We start from the raw sequence: 17,765 nt of genomic DNA, 5'->3' as shown, positions 1-17,765 counted from the left end.
GCCCGCCGTGCGCGCATGTGCCGTGAAGGCGCGGTTGACAAGGGGCGATTCGCCAAACGATAGATGCCGCCCAAACCGCTATTCCCGAATGTTTTCCCCGGTGACGGGGCGCCGCGCAAACGGCGGCTCGCGCTCGCGCTCCTGGCCGTGCCCGGCCTCGTGCCGGCCGTGTCGTACGCGCAGCTGTCGGGTGCGGCCGCGCAGCCGCAGCCGCTCGACTCGCCGTGGGATCTGCGCCTCGCGCCCCAGCTCGAGGATCATCCGCTGAAGGACGGCGCGAAGCCGGCCGCCTTCGTGATCGCCGACCACACGAGCGGCACCGCCGAGCAGGACCTTGCCGCCAAGGGCTCCGCCGAGCTGCGGCGCGGCGACGCCGTCGTGAAGGCCGACGCGCTCCACTACGATCAGGATACCGACATGGCCGATGCGTACGGCCAGGTCAAGGTGATCAATGGCGGTACGTCGTTCGCGGGCCCCGAGGCGCACCTGAAGATCGAGGCGAACCAGGGCTTCATGACGGCGCCGAAGTACCACTTCAACATGACGGGCGGCTCGGGCAGCGCCGAGCGCGTCGACATGGTCGACAACGAGCGCTCGGTGTTCGTCAACGGCACCTACACCGCGTGCCAGTGCTCGACGAACCCCGCGTGGTACATCAAGGGCAGCCGCTTCGACTTCGATACGGGCGCCGACGAAGGCACCGCGCGCAACGGTGTGCTGTTCTTCCAGGGCGTGCCGATCTTCGCGAGCCCGTGGATGACGTTCCCGCTGTCGGGCGAGCGGCGCAGCGGCCTGCTGCCGCCGACGTTCTCGGTGAACTCGAGCAACGGCTTCGAGCTGACGCTGCCGTACTACTTCAACATCGCGCCGAACCGCGACCTGACCCTCACGCCGCGCATCATCTCGCGGCGCGGCGTGATGACCGAGGCGACGTTCCGCTACCTGTCGCCGTCGTATTCGGGCACCTTCACGGCCAACTACCTGCCGGACGACCGGCTCGAGCACCGCAACCGCTACGCGATCTACTGGCAGCACCAGCAGAACTTCGGCGGCGGTTTCGGCGGCTACGTCTACTACAACAAGGTCTCGGACAACACGTATCCCGAACAACTGGGTTCGATGAACCAGTTCATCAACGGGACACAGACGTTGTACCAGCAGGAGGCGGGCCTCACGTACAACAACGGTCCGTGGTCGGTGCTCGCGCGCTACCAGCACTGGCAGACGCTGCCGCCGTCGATCGCGCCGTACAGCCGCGAGCCGCAGTTGAACGTGAAGTACACGAAGTACAACGTCGGCGGCTTCGACTTCGGCGCGGAAGCCGATTATTCGCGGTTCCGCATCACGACGGCCGACGCGACCGAAGGCGACCGCATCGTCTTCAACCCGTATATCGCGTACGGCGTGTACGGCCCCGGCTACTTCGTCGTGCCGAAGGTCCAGTATCACTTCGCGTCGTACGACCTGAACTACCTGTCGTCGACCACGCCGAACAACCCGAAGCGCTTCACCGAGTCGATCCCGACCGTAACCTTCGATTCGGGCCTGATCTTCGATCGTTCGGTGCGCCTGTTCGGCCAGGACTTCATCCAGACCCTCGAGCCGCGCCTGTACTACGTGTACACGCCGTATCGCAACCAGTCGAACGCGCCGCTGTTCGACACCGCGGAATCGGATTTCGGCCTCGCGGAGATCTACCAGCCGAACACGTTCGTCGGCAACGACCGGATCGCCGACGCGAACCGGATCACGGCCGGCCTGACGTCGCGCTTCATCGATCCGCGCACCGGCGACGAGCGCGCGCGTTTCGTGATCGCGCAGCAGTACTACTTCGCCGATCAGCGCGTCACGCTGAACCCCGGGCAGAGCGCCGTGCTGGCGCGCCATTCGGACCTGATCGTCGGCGCCGCGCTGAAGCTCGGCTCGGGCTTCATGTCGGAGACGGCGTTCCAGTACAACCAGAACAACAACCAGCTCGTGAAGTCGAGCGTCGGTTTCGGCTACAGCCCGGGCGAGCGCCGCGTGATCAACGTCGGCTATCGCTACACGCGCACGAACACCACGCTCGACAACCAGCCGATCAACCAGTTCCTGGTGTCCGCGCAATGGCCGCTCACGCGCCGCCTGTATGCGATCGGCCGCTTCAACTATGATCTGGCCGGCGATCGCGTGGTCGACGGTCTGGTCGGCTTACAATACGACGCGGATTGCTGGGCGCTCGGGGTCGGGGTGCAACGGGCGGCGAACGGCATCAATTCGTCGGGACAGCAGAACTCGTCGACGCGATTCATGATGCAGCTGACGCTCAAGGGCCTGTCGACCGTCGACAACGGCCTCGTGTCGGCATTCCGCGCCGGGGTGCCGGGCTACACGCCGCTGCCGCCGCCGCCGCCGCCGATGTCCCGCTTCAGCAACTACGAGTAACGCCGGCTTGTCTGCACCGGTCAGCACGATTTCAATGGAGTTTCAGTGGCAATGAAGAAAAACCTTCGTTTCGCGGCAGTCGTGTCCAGCCTCGCCGCGTCCGCCGCGCTGCTCGCCGCCGCGCCGGCCGCGGCGCAGGCGCTCGGTTCGCAAGGTGCGCAGCTCGCCGACGAAGTCGTCGCGGTCGTCAACAACGACGTGATCACGGGCCGCGAACTCGACCAGCGTGCCGGCCTGATCGCCCGCCGGCTGCAGCAGCAGAACGCGCCCGTGCCGCCGACCGACCAGCTGCGCGCGCAGGTGCTGAACCAGATGGTGCTCGAGCGTATCCAGGTGCAGAAGGCGAAGGACGACGGCATCCGCATCGACGACGCGACCGTGCAGTCCACGCTGCAGCGTCTCGCGCAGGCGAACGGGATGACGCTCGACCAGTACCGTGCGCGTCTCGAGGCGCAAGGCGTGCCCTGGAGCATCTTCACGAGCGATGCACGCACCGAGCTGATGCTGTCGAAGCTGCGCGAGCGCGAGGTCGACGGCAAGATCACCGTGTCGGACGCCGAAGTCGCGAACTACATCGCGAGCCAGCGCGGGCCGAACGCGTCGCAGCAGCAGGACCTGCGCTTCCAGCACATCTTCATCAAGGCGCCGACCAACGCGCCGCAGGCCGACATCGAGGCCGCGCAGAAGAAGGCCGAGGCGCTGCTGCAGCAGGCGAAGTCCGGCGCCGACTTCGAGCGCCTCGCGAAGAACAACTCGGAAGCGAACGACGCGAAGAAGGGCGGCGACCTCGGTTTCAAGGCGCCGAGCGCGCTGCCGGCCGACGTCGTCGACGCCGCCTCGAAGCTGCGCCCGGGCCAGGTCAACCCGACGCTGATCCGCGTGCCGGACGGCTTCGAGATCGTGCGTCTCGTCGACCGCCGCCAGAGCCAGGGTGCGACCGCCGCCGCGCCGAAGATCGTCCAGACGCACGTGCGCCACATCCTGCTGCGCGTCGGTGAAGGCAAGTCGGAAGGCCAGGCGCGCCAGCAACTGGTCGACATCCGCAACCAGATCGAGGCCGGCGGCGATTTCGCGAAGTTCGCGCGCACCTACTCGCAGGACGGTTCGGCGTCGCAGGGCGGCGATCTCGGCTGGATCAGCCCGGGCGAGACCGTGCCGGAATTCGAGCGGGCGATGAACAGCCTGCAGGACGGCCAGGTCAGCCAGCCGATCCGCACCGAGTACGGTTACCACCTGATCCAGGTGCTGAACCGCCGCGAAGCGGAAGGGTCGGTGCAGCAGCAGATGGACATCGCCCGCCAGGCGATCGGCCAGCGCAAGGCCGAGCAGGCCTACGCCGACTGGCTGCGCGAACTGCGCGATTCGTCGTACGTTCAGTACAAGATCGGCGGCGTCGCCCCGGCGAACTGAGCGAGCTTCGGATGACCACGCCCGCGCTGCAGATCGCGATCACGACCGGCGAACCCGCGGGGGTCGGCCCGGAGCTGACCGTGCAGGCGCTGCGTGACGCCGCGCAGCGCTGGCCCGACGCGCATTTCACCGTGCTCGGCGATGCGGCGCTGCTCGACGCGCGTGCGGCGGCCGTCGGCGCCGAGCGCACCGTGCTGGCCGGCGGCGCACCGGTATCGGTTGCGCACCACGCGCTGGCCGTGCCCGCGCGGGCAGGTACGCTGGACGCGGCGAACGGCCGGTACGTGCTCGGGCTGCTCGACGCGGCGATCGACGGCGCGCTGGCCGGCCGGTACGACGCGATCGTGACCGCGCCGCTGCAGAAGAGCACGATCAACGATGCGGGCGTGCCGTTTACCGGCCATACCGAATACCTGGCGGAGCGCACGCATACGCCGCGCGTCGTGATGATGCTGGCGGGCACCGGCGACAAGCCGCTGCGCGTCGCGCTCGCGACGACGCACCTGCCGCTGAAGGATGTGTCCGCCGCGCTGACGATCGACGGTCTCGTCGAGACGCTCGCGATCATCGACCGCGACCTGCGGCGCGACTTCGGCCTCGCCGCGCCGCGCATCCTCGTGACGGGCCTGAACCCGCACGCGGGCGAGAACGGTTATCTCGGCCGCGAGGAGATCGACGTGATCGCGCCGGCGCTGGCCCGTGCGAACGCGCTGCGCATCGACGCGCGCGGCCCGTATCCGGCCGACACGCTGTTCCAGCCGCGCCATCTGGCCGATGCCGATTGCGTGCTCGCGATGTTCCATGACCAGGGCCTGCCCGTGCTGAAGTATGCGACCTTCGGCGAGGGCATCAACGTGACGCTCGGGCTGCCGATCATCCGTACGTCGGTCGATCACGGTACCGCGCTCGATCTGGCCGGCACGGGTCGCGCCGATCCGGGCAGCATGATCGCCGCGCTCGATACGGCCGTCACGATGGCGCGCCATCGCCGCGCGGCCTGACGCGGCCTCACCTCTTTCGTCGTATTTTTCGTCTTACTCAGTCGATGTCGAACAGCAGACAGCATCAAGGCCATTTCGCGCGCAAGCGCTTCGGGCAGAACTTCCTCGTCGATCACGGCGTGATCGATTCGATCGTGGCGACGATCGGCCCCGCGCGCGGCCAGCGCATGGTCGAGATCGGCCCCGGGCTCGGCGCGCTGACCGAGCCGCTGATCGAGCGCCTCGCGACGCCCGAGTCGCCGCTGCACGCGGTCGAGCTCGACCGCGACCTGATCGGCCGCCTGCAGCAGCGCTTCGGCGCGCTGCTCGAGCTGCATGCGGGCGACGCGCTCGCGTTCGACTTCCGTTCGCTGGCGGCGCCCGGCGACCAGCCGTCGCTGCGCATCGTCGGCAACCTGCCGTACAACATTTCCAGCCCGCTGCTGTTCCACCTGATGACGTTCGCCGATGCGGTCATCGACCAGCATTTCATGCTGCAGAACGAAGTCGTCGAACGGATGGTCGCGGAGCCCGGCACGAAGGCGTTCTCGCGCCTGTCGGTGATGCTGCAGTACCGCTACGTGATGGAAAAGATGCTCGACGTGCCGCCGGAATCGTTCCAGCCGCCGCCGAAGGTCGATTCGGCGATCGTCCGGATGATTCCGTACGAGCCGCACGAACTGCCGGACGTCGATCCCGTGCTGCTCGGCGAAATCGTCACCGCCGCGTTCTCGCAGCGCCGCAAGATGCTGCGCAACACGCTCGGCGACTATCGCCAGACGATCGATTTCGATGCGCTCGGTTTCGATCTCGCGCGTCGTGCCGAGGACGTGAGCGTGGCCGAATACGTCGGCGTCGCGCAGGCGCTCGCGGCAGTGCGCAAGGCCGGCTGACGCGCGGCGCGCGAAGCCGGACCGCAGGTGACGAAAGGGCTGCCCGACGGGCAGCCCTTTTCATTGCACGCGTGTATGTGGCCGGTCGCCTACGCCCGCCTGCGCGGCGGCGCGTTGACGAGCGCGATGCCGGCCAGCACGAGCGCGGCCGCGGACATGAAGCGCCAGCCGACCGACTCGCCGAGCAGCAGCACGCCGAACGCGACGCCGAACAGCGGCGACAGGAACGTGAAGACGGACAGCCGCGACGCACTGTAGCGCGTCAGCAGCCAGAACCACGACAGGTAGCTGACGAACGCGACGATCACCGACTGGTACGCGAGGCTCGCCACCGCGATCGGCGTCACGTGCGCGAACGACACCTGGCCGAACAGCGCGGCGAGCGCGACCAGCACGACCGCCGACACCGCGAGCTGGTAGAACAGCGTCTTGCTCGCGCTCGCCCGCGCGAGCGCCGTCGAGCGCACGACGACCGTCGTCGCGGCCCACATCGCGCCGCCGAGAATCCCGAGCGCGTCGCCGGCCAGCCCGGCCAGCACCGAAGCGCCGGGCGCGCGCGGCGTCAGGAAGCCGTCCGCGAACGCGAGCGCGATGCCGGCGAACGCGAGGCCGACGCCGGCCCATTGCGTGCGCTGCAGCCGCTCGCCCGGTGCGAACAGGTGCAGGCCGAGCGCGGTGAAGCACGGCGCCGTGTACAGGAAGATCGCCATGTGCGATGCGCTCGTCAGCGTGAGCCCGAAGAACACGCAGATGAATTCGCCGGCAAACAGCGCACCGGCCGCGAGGCCCGCGCCGAACGTGCCGTCGGCCCGGAACAGCGGTGTGCCGCGCGCGCGGGCCCAGCCCCACAGCAGCGCGGCGGCGATCACCGAGCGCAGCCCGGCCTGGAACATCGGCGCGATCGCGGCGTTCGTGTACTTGATCGCGACCTGCTGGAAGCCCCAGATCGCGCACAGCAGCAACATCAGGCCGGCGGCGCGCAGGTCGAGCGCGCGGCGCACGTGGGCGGCGGCGAGTGGGGTCATCGGCGCGCCTCGCTCGATCGGGACGGCGGCAGCGAGGCCGGGCGGGCGGCGCGTCGGGCGCGCTCGAATTGGCGGTTTCGCACGGCAGTGTGGCGTCAGGGAAGGGTGGGTGGTCGCGTTCGGGTGGTGCGTGGCATGCCCGCTTTTGGTGCGAAGTGGAGGGATGTTACCCGATCGGCACGATCGACGGGGCGAGCCGGACCGTGCCGTTTTCCGCCATTGCGCGCGTGCCCCGATGCGCGGTATCGGCCGCCCGGTCTAGGCGCCCCCGGCTAGGCGCCCCCGGCGAGTTTCACCCGACTCTGGTAGAGTTTCCGGTTCTGGAAAGTCCCCACAGGAGTACAAGACATGCGTTTGCTGCATACGATGCTGCGAGTTGGCGATCTCGACCGCTCGATCAAGTTCTACACCGAATTGCTCGGCATGAAGCTGCTGCGTCGCGAGGATTATCCGGAAGGCAAGTTCACGCTTGCGTTCGTCGGCTACGAAGACGAACGCACCGGCACCGTGATCGAGCTGACCCACAACTGGGATACGCCGTCCTACGATCTCGGCAACGGCTTCGGCCACCTGGCCGTGGCGGTCGAGGATGCGTACGCCGCGTGCGAGAAGATCAAGGCGCAAGGCGGCAAGGTCACGCGCGAAGCAGGCCCGATGAATCACGGCACGACCGTGATCGCGTTCGTCGAGGATCCGGACGGCTACAAGATCGAGTTCATCCAGAAGAAGTAAGCGCCGGACGAACGGGCCGCTGCGTGCGATGCGCATGGCGGCAAAAAGGGCGATGCGGGGTGACCCGCATCGCCCTTTTGCATCGACGGCGCTGCCGCGCGCGTCATGTCAAAGCGACGGCAGCAGCTCGGGCGGGTGGTGCTTGAGCGTGTGCCGCGCTTCGCGGAACTCGGGGAAGATCGATTCGACGGTCTGCCAGAAGGCCGGGCTGTGGTTCATCTCGCGCAGGTGCGACAGCTCGTGCGCGACGACGTAGTCGATGATCGACATCGGGAAATGGATCAGCCGCCAGTTCAGGCGGATCTTGCCGTCGCTCGAGCAGCTGCCCCAGCGCGTCGCGGCCGACGACAGCGCGTACATCGAATACGTGACGCCGAGTTTTTCCGCGTAGACCGGCAGGCGTTCGCCGAAGATGCGTTTCGCCTCGCCCTGCAGCCAGCCCTGCACGCGATCCTTGATCTGCTGCATGTCGGCCTGCACGGGCAGTGGCAGCGACAGCCGCAGCGCATCGGCGTCGAATGCGACGGCGCCCGCGCCGAGCGCGATCGTCACCGTCTTGCCGAGATACGGCAGCTGCGCGCCGTCGCGCCAGTCGATCTGCGGCAGCGCGCGCTGTTCGGTGCGCGTCTTCCACTCCGCGAGCTTCGCGAAGATCCAGCGCTGCTTCTCCGAGATCGCCGCTTCGATGTCGGCGAGCGTGACCCAGCGCGGCGCGGTGATCGACAGCCCGCTGCCGTCGATCGTGAAGCCGATCGTACGGCGTGCCGACCGCTTCAGCCGGTATTCGAGCACGCGGCTGTCGAGCGCGAACGTGCGCACGCGCGAGCGGTCGGGTGCCGCGCCCGGAGCGGGCGGGGCGGTGGGAGCGGCTTCAGGCGGCGCCGGCGGCGCGGCGGGCGCCGACGGTGCGGCGGCCGGCCCGTCGAAGAGCGGCAGATCCATCTGGCGATGATCGAGGGCCACGACGGCAGGCCGTGGCCGCGGACGCTGTTTCATCAGTTCGCTTCTTTTTGTCGTACGCAACGGCTGCAATCCGGGGGCTTCAGGCACGCGCGGCATCGCGCGTGCCGGCATTGCCCGCCTGGCGATAGGAATCGGGATCGATGCGGCGCATTTCCGCTTCGATCCATGCTTCGACCTGCGAGTTCAATGCATCGGGCGTCAACCCGTCGCTGGGGATCGGCTTGCCGATCGACACGGTGACGATACCCGGAAATTTCGTGAACGAGTTGCGCGGCCAGACCCGACCTGCATTGTGCGCGATCGGCACGACCGGCGTGCCGGTTTCGATCGCGAAGCGTGCGCCGCCCGTCTTGTACTTGCCCTGCTTGCCGACCGGCGTGCGCGTGCCTTCGGGGAACATGATCATCCAGGCGCCTTCCGACAGGCGCTTCTTGCCCTGGCGGATCACCGACGCAAACGCGTTCTTGCCTTCCTTGCGGTTGATGTTGACCATGTGCAACATGCCGAGCGCCCAGCCGAAGAACGGTACGTACAGCAGCTCGCGCTTGAACACGTAGCAGAGCGGCTTCGGCATCAGCGCCGGAAACGCGAGCGTCTCCCACGCCGACTGATGCTTCGACAGCAGCACGGCCGGGCCGTCGGGCAGGTTTTCCATCCCCTCGATCCGGTAGCGGATGCCGTTCAGCCAGCGCACGACCCACAGGGTCGACTTGCACCAGCCGGCGGCCATCCAGTAGCGTGCGTCGGGGCGCATGAACGGGAACGCGATGAAGCACGCGGTGGCGTACGGCACCGTGTACAGGATGAAGTAGATCAGCAGCAGCAGGGAGCGGACGAAGCGCATCGGCGTGAGTCTGGTGTGAGGGAGGATGCGCGCGGCTGCCGCATCACTCGTGTTCGTGTGAAAGAAAGTCGAGCGCGAACGCGCGCAGGTCGTCATGGACCTTCGTGCCGGGCGGCAGGTTGCCCGCGGCGAGCGTCTTCTTGCCCTTGCCGGTCAGCACGAGGTGCGGCTGGAAGCCGACCGCGACGCCGGCCTGCAGGTCGCGCAGCGAATCGCCGACCACCGGCGTGTGACCGGGATCGATCTCGAAGCGCTCGGCGACCATCTGCATCATGCCGGGTTTCGGCTTGCGGCAGTCGCAGTGATCCTCGGCCGTGTGCGGGCAGAAGAACACCGCGTCGATGCGCGCGCCGACCGCGGCCGCCGCGCGATGCATCTTCAGGTGCATTTCGTTGAGCGCGGCCATGTCGAACAGCCCGCGACCGATGCCGGACTGGTTGGTCGCGACGACCACGCGATACCCCGCGTGGTTGAGCCGGGCGATCGCCTCGAGGCTGCCGGGCAGCGCGATCCATTCGTCGGGCGTCTTGATGAACGCATCCGAATCGACGTTGATCACGCCGTCGCGGTCGAGGACGACGAGCTTTCGGTTGGGGCTGATCGGCATCGTGCGGCCCTTATGCGGCGAGCTTCGAGATGTCGGCGACGCAGTTCATCTGCTGGTGCAGCGCGGACAGCAGCGCGAGACGGTTGGCTCGCAGTGCCGGATCTTCCGCATTGACCATCACGTCGTTGAAGAACGTGTCGACCGGCGCGCGCAGCGCGGCGAGCGCCGACAGCGCGCCCGTGTACGCGCGCGCCTCGAGCTGCGACTGCACGTGCGGCGTGACGGCCGCGAGCTGTTCGTGCAGCGCCTTCTCGGCGGCCTCGACGAGCAGCGCCGGCTGCACCGTGCCGTTCGCGCCGCCTTCCGACTTCTTCAGGATGTTCGAGATCCGCTTGTTCGCGGCCGCGAGCGCTTCGGCTTCCGCGAGGCGCGTGAATTCGCGCACCGCGTCGAGGCGCGCGACGAGATCGTCGACGCGCGTCGGGTTCAGGCTCAGCACCGCGTCGATTTCGCCGGCCGAATAACCGCGCTCGCGCAGCAGGCCGCGCAGGCGATCCATGAAGAACGCGAGGATCGCGTCGGTCGATTCGGCGACGCCCGGCACGCCTTCGAAGCGCGCGTGGGCCGTGCGCAGCAGCGACACGAGATCGAGCGGCAGCTGCTTCTCGAGCAGCAGGCGCAGCACGCCGAGCGCGTGGCGGCGCAGCGCGAACGGGTCCTTCTCGCCGGTCGGCGCGAGGCCGATGCCCCAGATGCCGACGATCGTCTCGAGCTTGTCGGCCAGCGCGACGGCCGTCGACACGGGCGTGGTCGGCAGCGCGTCGCCGGAGAAGCGCGGCTGGTAGTGCTCGGCGCACGCGAGCGCGACGTCGTCGGCTTCGCCGTCGTGGCGCGCGTAGTACGTGCCCATCGTGCCCTGCAGTTCGGGGAACTCGCCGACCATGTCGGTCAGCAGGTCGGCCTTCGCGAGGCGCGCGGCGCGCTTCGCGTGCGCGGCGTCGGCGCCGATCGCGGGCGCGATCTCGCCGGCCAGCGCCTCGAGGCGCTCGACGCGCGCGAGCGCCGAGCCGAGCTTGTTGTGATACACGACGTTCGCGAGTTGCGGCACGCGGTCGGCGAGCGGCTTCTTCTTGTCCTGCTCGAAGAAGAACTTCGCGTCGGCGAGGCGCGGGCGCACGACGCGCTCGTTGCCTTCGATGATCTCGCCCGGCGTCTTCGTCTCGATGTTCGACACGATCAGGAAGCGCGAGCGCAGCTTGCCGGCGACGTCGGTCAGCGCGAAATACTTCTGGTTCGTCTGCATCGTGAGGATCAGGCATTCCTGCGGAACCTGCAGGAATTCGTCCTCGAAGCGGCACGGGTAGACGACCGGCCATTCGACCAGCGACGTCACTTCGTCGAGCAGCGATTCGGGCATCACGACGGTATCGCCGTTCGCGTGTTCGTTCAGTTGCGTGCGGATCGTTTCGCGGCGATCGGCGAAGTGCGCGATCACGCGGCCCTTGTCGCGCAGCGTGTCGGCGTACGCGCGCGCATGCTGGATCGCGACGAGGCCGTCGGACAGGAAGCGGTGGCCGAGCGTGGTGTCGCCGGCATCGACGCCGAACGCGGTGACGGGCACGATGCGGTCGTCGTGCAGCACGGTCAGGCGATGGACCGGGCGCACGAACTTCACGTCGGAGCCGTCCGGGCGCTGGTACGTCATGAACTTCGGGATCGGCAGCTTCGCGAGCGCTTCGTCGAGCGCGGCCTGCAGGCCGTCGGCGAGCGTCGCGCCGGCCGCAGAGTAGTTGATGAAGAACGCTTCGGCCTTGCCGTCCTGCGCGCGCTCGAGATCGGCGATCGACAGGTTCGGGTGGCCGAGTGCCGCGAGCTTCTTCGCGAGCGGCGCCGTCGGCTTGCCTTCGGCGTCGAGTGCGACCGACACCGGCAGGACTTTTTCGCGGACCTGCTTGTCAGGCGCGACGGCGCGCACGTTCTGCACGACGACGGCGAGGCGGCGCGGCGTGGCGTAGCGTTCGAACACGAGTTCGCCTTCGACGAGGTCGCGCGCCGCGAGGCGTTGCGCGAGACCTTCCGCGAATGCGTCGCCGAGGCGCGCGAGGGCCTTCGGCGGCAGCTCTTCGGTCAGCAGTTCGACGAGCAGGGGGGCGGGATGATTGTGCGTCATGGTTGGAATGATTCTCGTCTCGTCAGTCCTGATCGATCTTGCGTTCGACCTTGAGCGGCGGCGCCCATGCCGGCTGCGCGGCGTCCTGGGCGTCGGTGGTGAGGCCCGGCACGCCCGGCGGGTTGCCGAGCATCGGGAAGCCGAGCTTCTCGCGCGAGTCGTAGTAAGCCTGCGCGACGAGACGCGACAGTGCGCGGATGCGGCCGATGTACGCCGCGCGCTCGGTGACCGAGATCGCGCCGCGGGCGTCGAGCAGGTTGAACGTGTGGCCGGCCTTCAGCACGAGCTCGTACGCGGGCAGCGCGAGCTGCGCGTCGATCATCTTCTTCGCTTCCGCTTCGTAGCTGTTGAAGAACGTGAACAGCAGGTCGACGTTCGCGTGCTCGAAGTTGTAGGTCGACTGCTCGACCTCGTTCTGGTGGTACACGTCGCCATACGACAGGCGGCGCAGCTCGGGGCCGTTCGGGCCCTGCTCTTCCCACTCGGTCCACACGAGGTCGTACACGTTCTCGACCTTCTGCAGGTACATCGCGAGGCGTTCGAGGCCGTACGTGATCTCGCCGAGCACCGGCTTGCATTCGAGGCCGCCGACTTCCTGGAAATACGTGAACTGCGTGACTTCCATCCCGTTCAGCCACACTTCCCAGCCGAGCCCCCACGCGCCGAGCGTCGGGTTTTCCCAGTCGTCCTCGACGAAGCGCACGTCGTTCTGCTTCAGGTCGAAGCCGAGCGCTTCGAGCGAGCCGAGGTACAGGTCGAGGATGTTTTCCGGCGCCGGCTTGAGCACGACCTGGTACTGGTAGTAGTGCTGCAGGCGGTTCGGGTTCTCGCCGTAGCGGCCGTCCTTCGGGCGGCGCGACGGCTGCACGTACGCGGCGCGCCACGGCTCGGGGCCGACCGCGCGCAGGAACGTGTGGACGTGCGACGTGCCCGCGCCGACTTCCATGTCGATGGGCTGGAGCAGGGCGCAACCCTGCTTGTCCCAGTAGGACTGCAGCGTCAGGATGATTTGCTGAAACGTAAGCATGAAGAGCCTTCGTGGCGCTGGCGCTCCGTTGCGGGCGGCGCTCCGGGCGGGGCCCGGAGGGTCGGCTCGCGCGGCGGCGCGGCTTGTTAGTGTGCTGAAACGCGTAATTTTACCGGATCGGCGAGCGGATGCGGCCGGAACGCGGGCGAGGCCGCCGCCGGCGCGCTTCCGGAAGGGCCGCACGAGCGGGCGGCGCGGTCCGTGCGGCCGCCCGCGGGGTTGTCGCGACGCGCATGCCGTGCCGCTTTGCGCGGGCGTTAAGATGCGCATATTGCGGCGCGCGCCACGCGTGCCGCGTCACCGCTTGCCGACGCCGATCGCATGGACGACCCGACCGACCTCCTCATTCCGCTGCTTCCGCCGCTGCTCGCGCTGCTCGGCCAGGCCGCCGACGCGCAGGCGCGCGGCGAGCGCGCCGCGCACGATCTGTGGCTCGCCGCTGCCGCCCATCTGCACGCGGTCGACGCCGATGCGCTCGCGCAGCTCACGACGACGCTCGTCGCGCGGCAGCGCACGGCCGATGCGCTCGCGCTCGCCGAATGCGCGGCGCGCGTGCGGCCGGGCGCGACCGCGTACTTCAATCACGGTTACGCGCTGCAGATGGCCGACCGCCACGCGGATGCCGTCGCGCCGTACCGCGCGGCGCTGGCGATCGATGCGGGCCGGCCGTCGTTGCGCAACAACCTCGCGATCGCGCTGCGGTTGTCGGGTGGCGACCGCGCGGAGGAGATCGCGCTGCTCGACGCGGCTGTGAAGCACGATCCGCAAGACGTGCAGGCGTGGATCAATCTGGTCGTCGCGCGGATCGCGGCGCACGACCTCGACGGCGCGCTCGCGTGCGCCGCGCGGCTGGCCGACCTCGCGCCCGGCAACGCGCTCGCGATGAACAACGTCGCGATGGCGATGAAGGAGGCGCAACGCTGGGACGATGCCGAGCGTTACGCGGCGCGTGCATGCGAGCTGGCGCCCGACGACGCGTCGTTCCGTTTCAACCTCGCGATCATCCAGCTCGTGCGCGGCAACTACGCGGCCGGCTGGCGCGGCCACGAGGCGCGCTGGGACGGCGCGGGCGAACTGCGCGGCCGCCGGCCGGCGCTGCCGGGTCCGCGCTGGCAGGGCGAGCCGCTGGCAGGCAAGACGCTGCTGGTATGGGGCGAACAGGGGCTCGGCGACGTGCTGCAGTTCTGCCGCTACGTCGCGCCGCTCGCCGAGCGCGTGCATCGCGAAGGCGGCCGGCTCGCGTGGAATACGTTCCCGCAGGTCGGCACGCTGATGCAGCGCAGTCTTGGCGCGCACGTGGACGTATTCGGTGCGGGCGGCGGCGTCGACGCGCTGCCGGCATTCGATTACGAGGTGCCGCTGATCGGCCTGCCGCTGATGCTCGGCATGGAGAACGAGACGCTCGGATCGTCGGTGCCTTACCTGCGGGCCGATCCGCACGCGCGCGATGCGTGGCGCGCGCGGCTTGCGGGCGAGCGCCGGCTGAAGGTCGGGCTCGTGTGGACGGGCAGCGCGGGCCACCAGCGCAACCCGTTTCGGCGCGTCGGGCTCGAGCGCTATGCGGACGCGTTTCGCGGGATCGACGGCGTCGCGTTTTATTCGCTGCAGCCGGGCGCGTACGCGGATGTCGCGGCGGCGCGCGCGGCCGGTTTCGCGATCGAGGATTTCACGGCGGAGCTGACGAGCTTCGACGATACGGCCGCATTCATCGGCGCGCTGGATCTGGTGATGACCGTGTGCACGTCGGTCGCGCACCTGGCGGGCGCGCTCGGGGCGCGCACGTGGGTGCTGCTCGACGTGAATCCGCACTGGCCGTGGATGCTCGAACGCACGGACAGCCCGTGGTATCCGAGCGCGACGTTGTACCGGCAGCCGGCGTTCGACGCGTGGCAGCCGGTGATGGAGGCGGTGAGTCGCGACCTGCGCAGCCTCGTCGCGCAGCCGGATCGACCGGGTCAGCCGGCCCGGCAGGCCTGAACGGCCGGCAAGCGGTCACCGGCCGCCGCTTGCGTCATTCGGGTTGATCGCCGCCGTTGTTGCGGCCATTGCGCCGGCGCAGCCCCGGCCCGAACGTGAAGCCGAACGCGAGCAGCACGAACGACACCGCGAGCACGATGTTGTTGCCGCTCGTCACGTAAGGCGTGAAGCCGCTCGTGCCTTCGATCCGCACGTCGAGCGAGCCGATCGTGAACGGCTTCAATTGGCCGAGCACGCGCCCGTGCGCGTCGATCGCGGCGGTCATCCCCGTGTTGGTCGAGCGCAGCATCGGCCGGCCCGTTTCGAGCGAGCGCATCCGCGCGATCTGCAGGTGCTGGTCGAGCGCGATCGTGTCGCCGAACCACGCGAGGTTCGTCACGTTGACGAGCACGCCGGGCGGCTGCGGGTTGTCGCGGATCGTCGCGGCGATTTCCTCGCCGAACAAGTCCTCGTAGCAGATGTCGGCCATCACGGGCTGGTTGTGCACGAGGAACGGCTTCTGCACCGGCGCGCCGCGCGCGAAATCGCCGAGCGGCATCTTCATCAGGTCGACGAACCATCGGAAACCCCACGGGATGAATTCGCCGAAGGGCACGAGATGGTGCTTGTCGTAGTGATAGATGTCGCGCGAGTTCGGCGTCACGCCGTACAGGCTGTTCGTATAGTCGACGTAGTGGCCGTCCTCGGTCACCGACGCGCCGACTGCGCCGAACAGCACGGCCGAGCCCGTCGTGTCGCTGAACTTGCGGATCGCGACGGCGAACGGCTCGGGCAGTTCCTGGATCATCACGGCGATCGCGGTCTCCGGCGTGACGATCAGGTCGGCCGGCTTCTCGATGATCATCCGCTGGTACATCTTGATCGCCGCGTCGATGCCTTCCTGCTCGAACTTGATGTCCTGCTTCACGTTGCCCTGCAGCAGCCGCACGGTGAGCGGCGCATTCGCGGGCACCGTCCACGTGACCTGCGACAGCCCGAGGCCGGCCGCGACGAGCGCGACCGCCGCGCCGGCCGGCGCGGCGATGCGCACGCGCGGGTTGCCGCCGGCACTCCCGGCGCCGTTGTCACGCGCGGGCGCCGGGCGCGCGGCGACGAGCGCCTGCACGACCAGCGCCGCGAACAGCGCGAGTACCCACGCGATCCCGTATACGCCGACCACCGGCGCGAAGCCCGCGAACGGGCCGTCGACCTGCGGGTAGCCGCTGGCGAGCCACGGAAAGCCGGTAAACAGCGTGCCGCGCAGCCATTCGCCGAAGGCCCACGCGCTCGCGAACGCGAACGCGCCGTGCCAGGTCGGCGAGAACGGACGTGGATCGGGGGTACGGCGATGCCACGCATGGCCCGCGCAGAACGACCACAGCCCGGCCGAGAACGCCGGGTACAGCGACAGGTACAGCGCGAACAGCACGAGCGCGCCGCCCGCGAGCGGCGCGGCCATCTCGCCGTACACGTGCATGCTGATGTAGAGCCACCAGATGCCGCTGATGAAGTTGCCGAAGCCGAATGCGCCGCCGGTGAGCGCGGCGCCGCGCCAGCTCGACGTGCGCGTCAGTTGCGCGAAAAACCAGACGAATACGACGAGTTGCAGCCAGCCGCCGTGCGGCGTCGGTGCGAAGCTGAGCGTATTGGCCGCGCCCGCGAGCAGCGCGGCCGGGTAGTGCCAGCGCGGCAGCGCGCGACCGGGCGCCGGCGCGAGGAGGCCGCCAGCCGGGCGGGACGGGATCGGATCGTCCATGTGAAGCGGAAGTGGGCGAGCGGTTGAAGGAAACGCGGCTGGCGCGGAACGGTCAGTCTTCGTGCGAGGTTTCGGCGCGACGGCTGGCGAGCGGGTTGCGGCGCACCAGCAGCACATGCACCTGGCGTGCATCGCCGCGCTGGATCTCGAACACGAGGTTGCCGAGCTGCAGCTTCTCGCCGCGATGCGGCACGCGTCCGAAATGATGGGTGATCAGGCCGCCGATCGTGTCGACTTCGTCGTCGGGGAAATCGGTGCCGAACGCCTCGTTGAACTGTTCGATCTCGGTGAGCGCACGCACGCGGAAGCGGCCGTCCGGCCCCGAGATGATGTTGCCGGCTTCTTCGTCGAAGTCGTATTCGTCCTCGATGTCGCCGACGATCTGTTCGAGCACGTCCTCGATCGTGATCAGGCCCGCCACGCCGCCGTATTCGTCGACGACGATCGCGAGGTGGTTGCGGTTCACGCGGAAGTCGTGCAGCAGCACGTTCAGGCGCTTCGATTCCGGAATGAACACGGCCGGGCGCAGCATCCCGCGCACGTCGAACTCTTCTTCGGCATAGAAGCGCAGCAGATCCTTCGCGAGCAGCACGCCGATGACGTTGTCGCGGTTCTCCTCGTACACGGGGTAGCGCGAGTGCGCCTTTTCGAGGACGAACGGGATGAAATCCTCGGGCTTGTCGGCGATGTTGATCGCGTCCATCTGCGCGCGCGGCACCATGATGTCGCGGGCGCACAGATCGGAGACCTGGAACACGCCTTCGATCATCGACAGCGAGTCGGCGTCGATCAGGTTGCGTTCGTGGGCGTCCTGGAGGATTTCCAGCAGCTCGCCGCGGGATTCGGGCTCGGGCGAGATGAAGTCGGTCAGGCGCTCGAGCAGCGAGCGCTTTTCTTGCGGTTTGTCGGTTGGCTTACGACTGGGATACGAATCGTTCATGGTGGTGCGCCCGGGTCATGCCGGGGCGCGCTGTCACGGAGTAGGCAAGGATACACCAAGGGCACGACGCGACCGTGTCACCCCGGCCGCACGGCCAG

Annotated in this window: 14 protein-coding genes; 6 read left to right on the top strand and 8 right to left on the bottom strand. The window is 68.5% G+C overall.

The window, feature by feature from the left end; all coding sequences use genetic code 11:
- Window positions 1–63: 63 nt before the first annotated feature.
- From G3N62_RS07180 to rsmA, 4 genes are read left to right on the top strand one after another with little or no spacing between them, the layout of a single operon-like run.
- On the top strand, window positions 64–2,424 hold the full coding sequence (locus tag G3N62_RS07180; RefSeq protein ID WP_034189015.1) for an LPS-assembly protein LptD: 2,361 nt from the start codon (window positions 64–66) through the stop codon (window positions 2,422–2,424).
- Window positions 2,425–2,475: 51 nt separating this feature from the next.
- Window positions 2,476–3,834 (top strand): peptidylprolyl isomerase, encoded by a 1,359-nt coding sequence (locus tag G3N62_RS07175; protein ID WP_124609661.1) that lies wholly within the window; start codon window positions 2,476–2,478, stop codon window positions 3,832–3,834.
- An 11-nt stretch (window positions 3,835–3,845) separates the two neighbouring features.
- Window positions 3,846–4,835, top strand: coding sequence for a 4-hydroxythreonine-4-phosphate dehydrogenase PdxA (gene pdxA / locus G3N62_RS07170; protein WP_034189017.1), 990 nt, complete (start codon window positions 3,846–3,848; stop codon window positions 4,833–4,835).
- A 44-nt stretch (window positions 4,836–4,879) separates the two neighbouring features.
- Window positions 4,880–5,707 (top strand): 16S rRNA (adenine(1518)-N(6)/adenine(1519)-N(6))-dimethyltransferase RsmA, encoded by an 828-nt coding sequence (gene rsmA, locus G3N62_RS07165; protein ID WP_034189018.1) that lies wholly within the window; start codon window positions 4,880–4,882, stop codon window positions 5,705–5,707.
- Between the two features lie 89 nt (window positions 5,708–5,796).
- On the opposite strand, the gene G3N62_RS07160 is transcribed toward rsmA, so the two are convergent.
- Window positions 5,797–6,732, bottom strand: coding sequence for a DMT family transporter (locus tag G3N62_RS07160; protein WP_124671106.1), 936 nt, complete (start codon window positions 6,730–6,732; stop codon window positions 5,797–5,799).
- A 348-nt stretch (window positions 6,733–7,080) separates the two neighbouring features.
- Here G3N62_RS07160 and gloA point away from each other — a divergent pair, with 348 nt between their 5' ends.
- The gene (gene gloA / locus G3N62_RS07155) at window positions 7,081–7,464 is read left to right on the top strand and encodes a lactoylglutathione lyase (RefSeq protein WP_124671107.1); all 384 of its coding nucleotides are present in this window, start codon (window positions 7,081–7,083) and stop codon (window positions 7,462–7,464) included.
- 108 nt (window positions 7,465–7,572) lie between these two features.
- Here the strand turns inward: gloA and G3N62_RS07150 are convergent, their stop codons facing one another.
- The 5 genes from G3N62_RS07150 to glyQ are packed head-to-tail and all read right to left on the bottom strand — an operon-like array spanning window position 7,573 to window position 13,015.
- The gene (locus G3N62_RS07150) at window positions 7,573–8,460 is read right to left on the bottom strand and encodes a SprT family zinc-dependent metalloprotease (protein ID WP_059560496.1); all 888 of its coding nucleotides are present in this window, start codon (window positions 8,458–8,460) and stop codon (window positions 7,573–7,575) included.
- A 46-nt stretch (window positions 8,461–8,506) separates the two neighbouring features.
- Window positions 8,507–9,271 carry a lysophospholipid acyltransferase family protein gene (locus G3N62_RS07145; RefSeq protein WP_034189021.1) on the bottom strand — a complete coding sequence of 255 codons (765 nt, stop codon included), beginning with the start codon at window positions 9,269–9,271 and terminating at the stop codon, window positions 8,507–8,509.
- A 43-nt stretch (window positions 9,272–9,314) separates the two neighbouring features.
- Window positions 9,315–9,878: a D-glycero-beta-D-manno-heptose 1,7-bisphosphate 7-phosphatase gene (gmhB, locus tag G3N62_RS07140; protein WP_034189022.1), complete on the bottom strand. Its 564-nt coding sequence runs from the start codon at window positions 9,876–9,878 to the stop codon at window positions 9,315–9,317.
- A 10-nt stretch (window positions 9,879–9,888) separates the two neighbouring features.
- A complete protein-coding gene (gene glyS, locus G3N62_RS07135) occupies window positions 9,889–11,988 on the bottom strand; it encodes a glycine--tRNA ligase subunit beta (protein WP_124671108.1) in 2,100 nt (699 codons plus the stop codon).
- 22 nt (window positions 11,989–12,010) lie between these two features.
- Complete coding sequence (gene glyQ, locus G3N62_RS07130) at window positions 12,011–13,015, bottom strand: glycine--tRNA ligase subunit alpha (RefSeq protein WP_006477868.1); 1,005 nt, start codon at window positions 13,013–13,015, stop codon at window positions 12,011–12,013.
- Window positions 13,016–13,336: 321 nt separating this feature from the next.
- Between glyQ and G3N62_RS07125 the strand changes: the two genes are divergently transcribed.
- On the top strand, window positions 13,337–14,992 hold the full coding sequence (locus G3N62_RS07125) for a hypothetical protein (RefSeq protein WP_124671109.1): 1,656 nt from the start codon (window positions 13,337–13,339) through the stop codon (window positions 14,990–14,992).
- A gap of 34 nt (window positions 14,993–15,026) precedes the next feature.
- Here G3N62_RS07125 and lnt read toward each other — a convergent pair whose 3' ends face one another.
- Window positions 15,027–16,727, bottom strand: coding sequence for an apolipoprotein N-acyltransferase (lnt, locus tag G3N62_RS07120; protein WP_124671110.1), 1,701 nt, complete (start codon window positions 16,725–16,727; stop codon window positions 15,027–15,029).
- Between the two features lie 52 nt (window positions 16,728–16,779).
- Window positions 16,780–17,667, bottom strand: coding sequence for a transporter associated domain-containing protein (locus tag G3N62_RS07115; protein WP_034189026.1), 888 nt, complete (start codon window positions 17,665–17,667; stop codon window positions 16,780–16,782).
- Window positions 17,668–17,765: the final 98 nt, after the last annotated feature.

The sequence above is a fragment of the Burkholderia sp. Tr-20355 genome, from assembly GCF_017104685.1.
Taxonomy (GTDB): Bacteria; Pseudomonadota; Gammaproteobacteria; order Burkholderiales; family Burkholderiaceae; genus Burkholderia; species Burkholderia seminalis.
The sequence above is the reverse complement of the archived record's forward strand: the minus strand, read 5'-3'. Positions and strand labels throughout refer to the sequence as shown.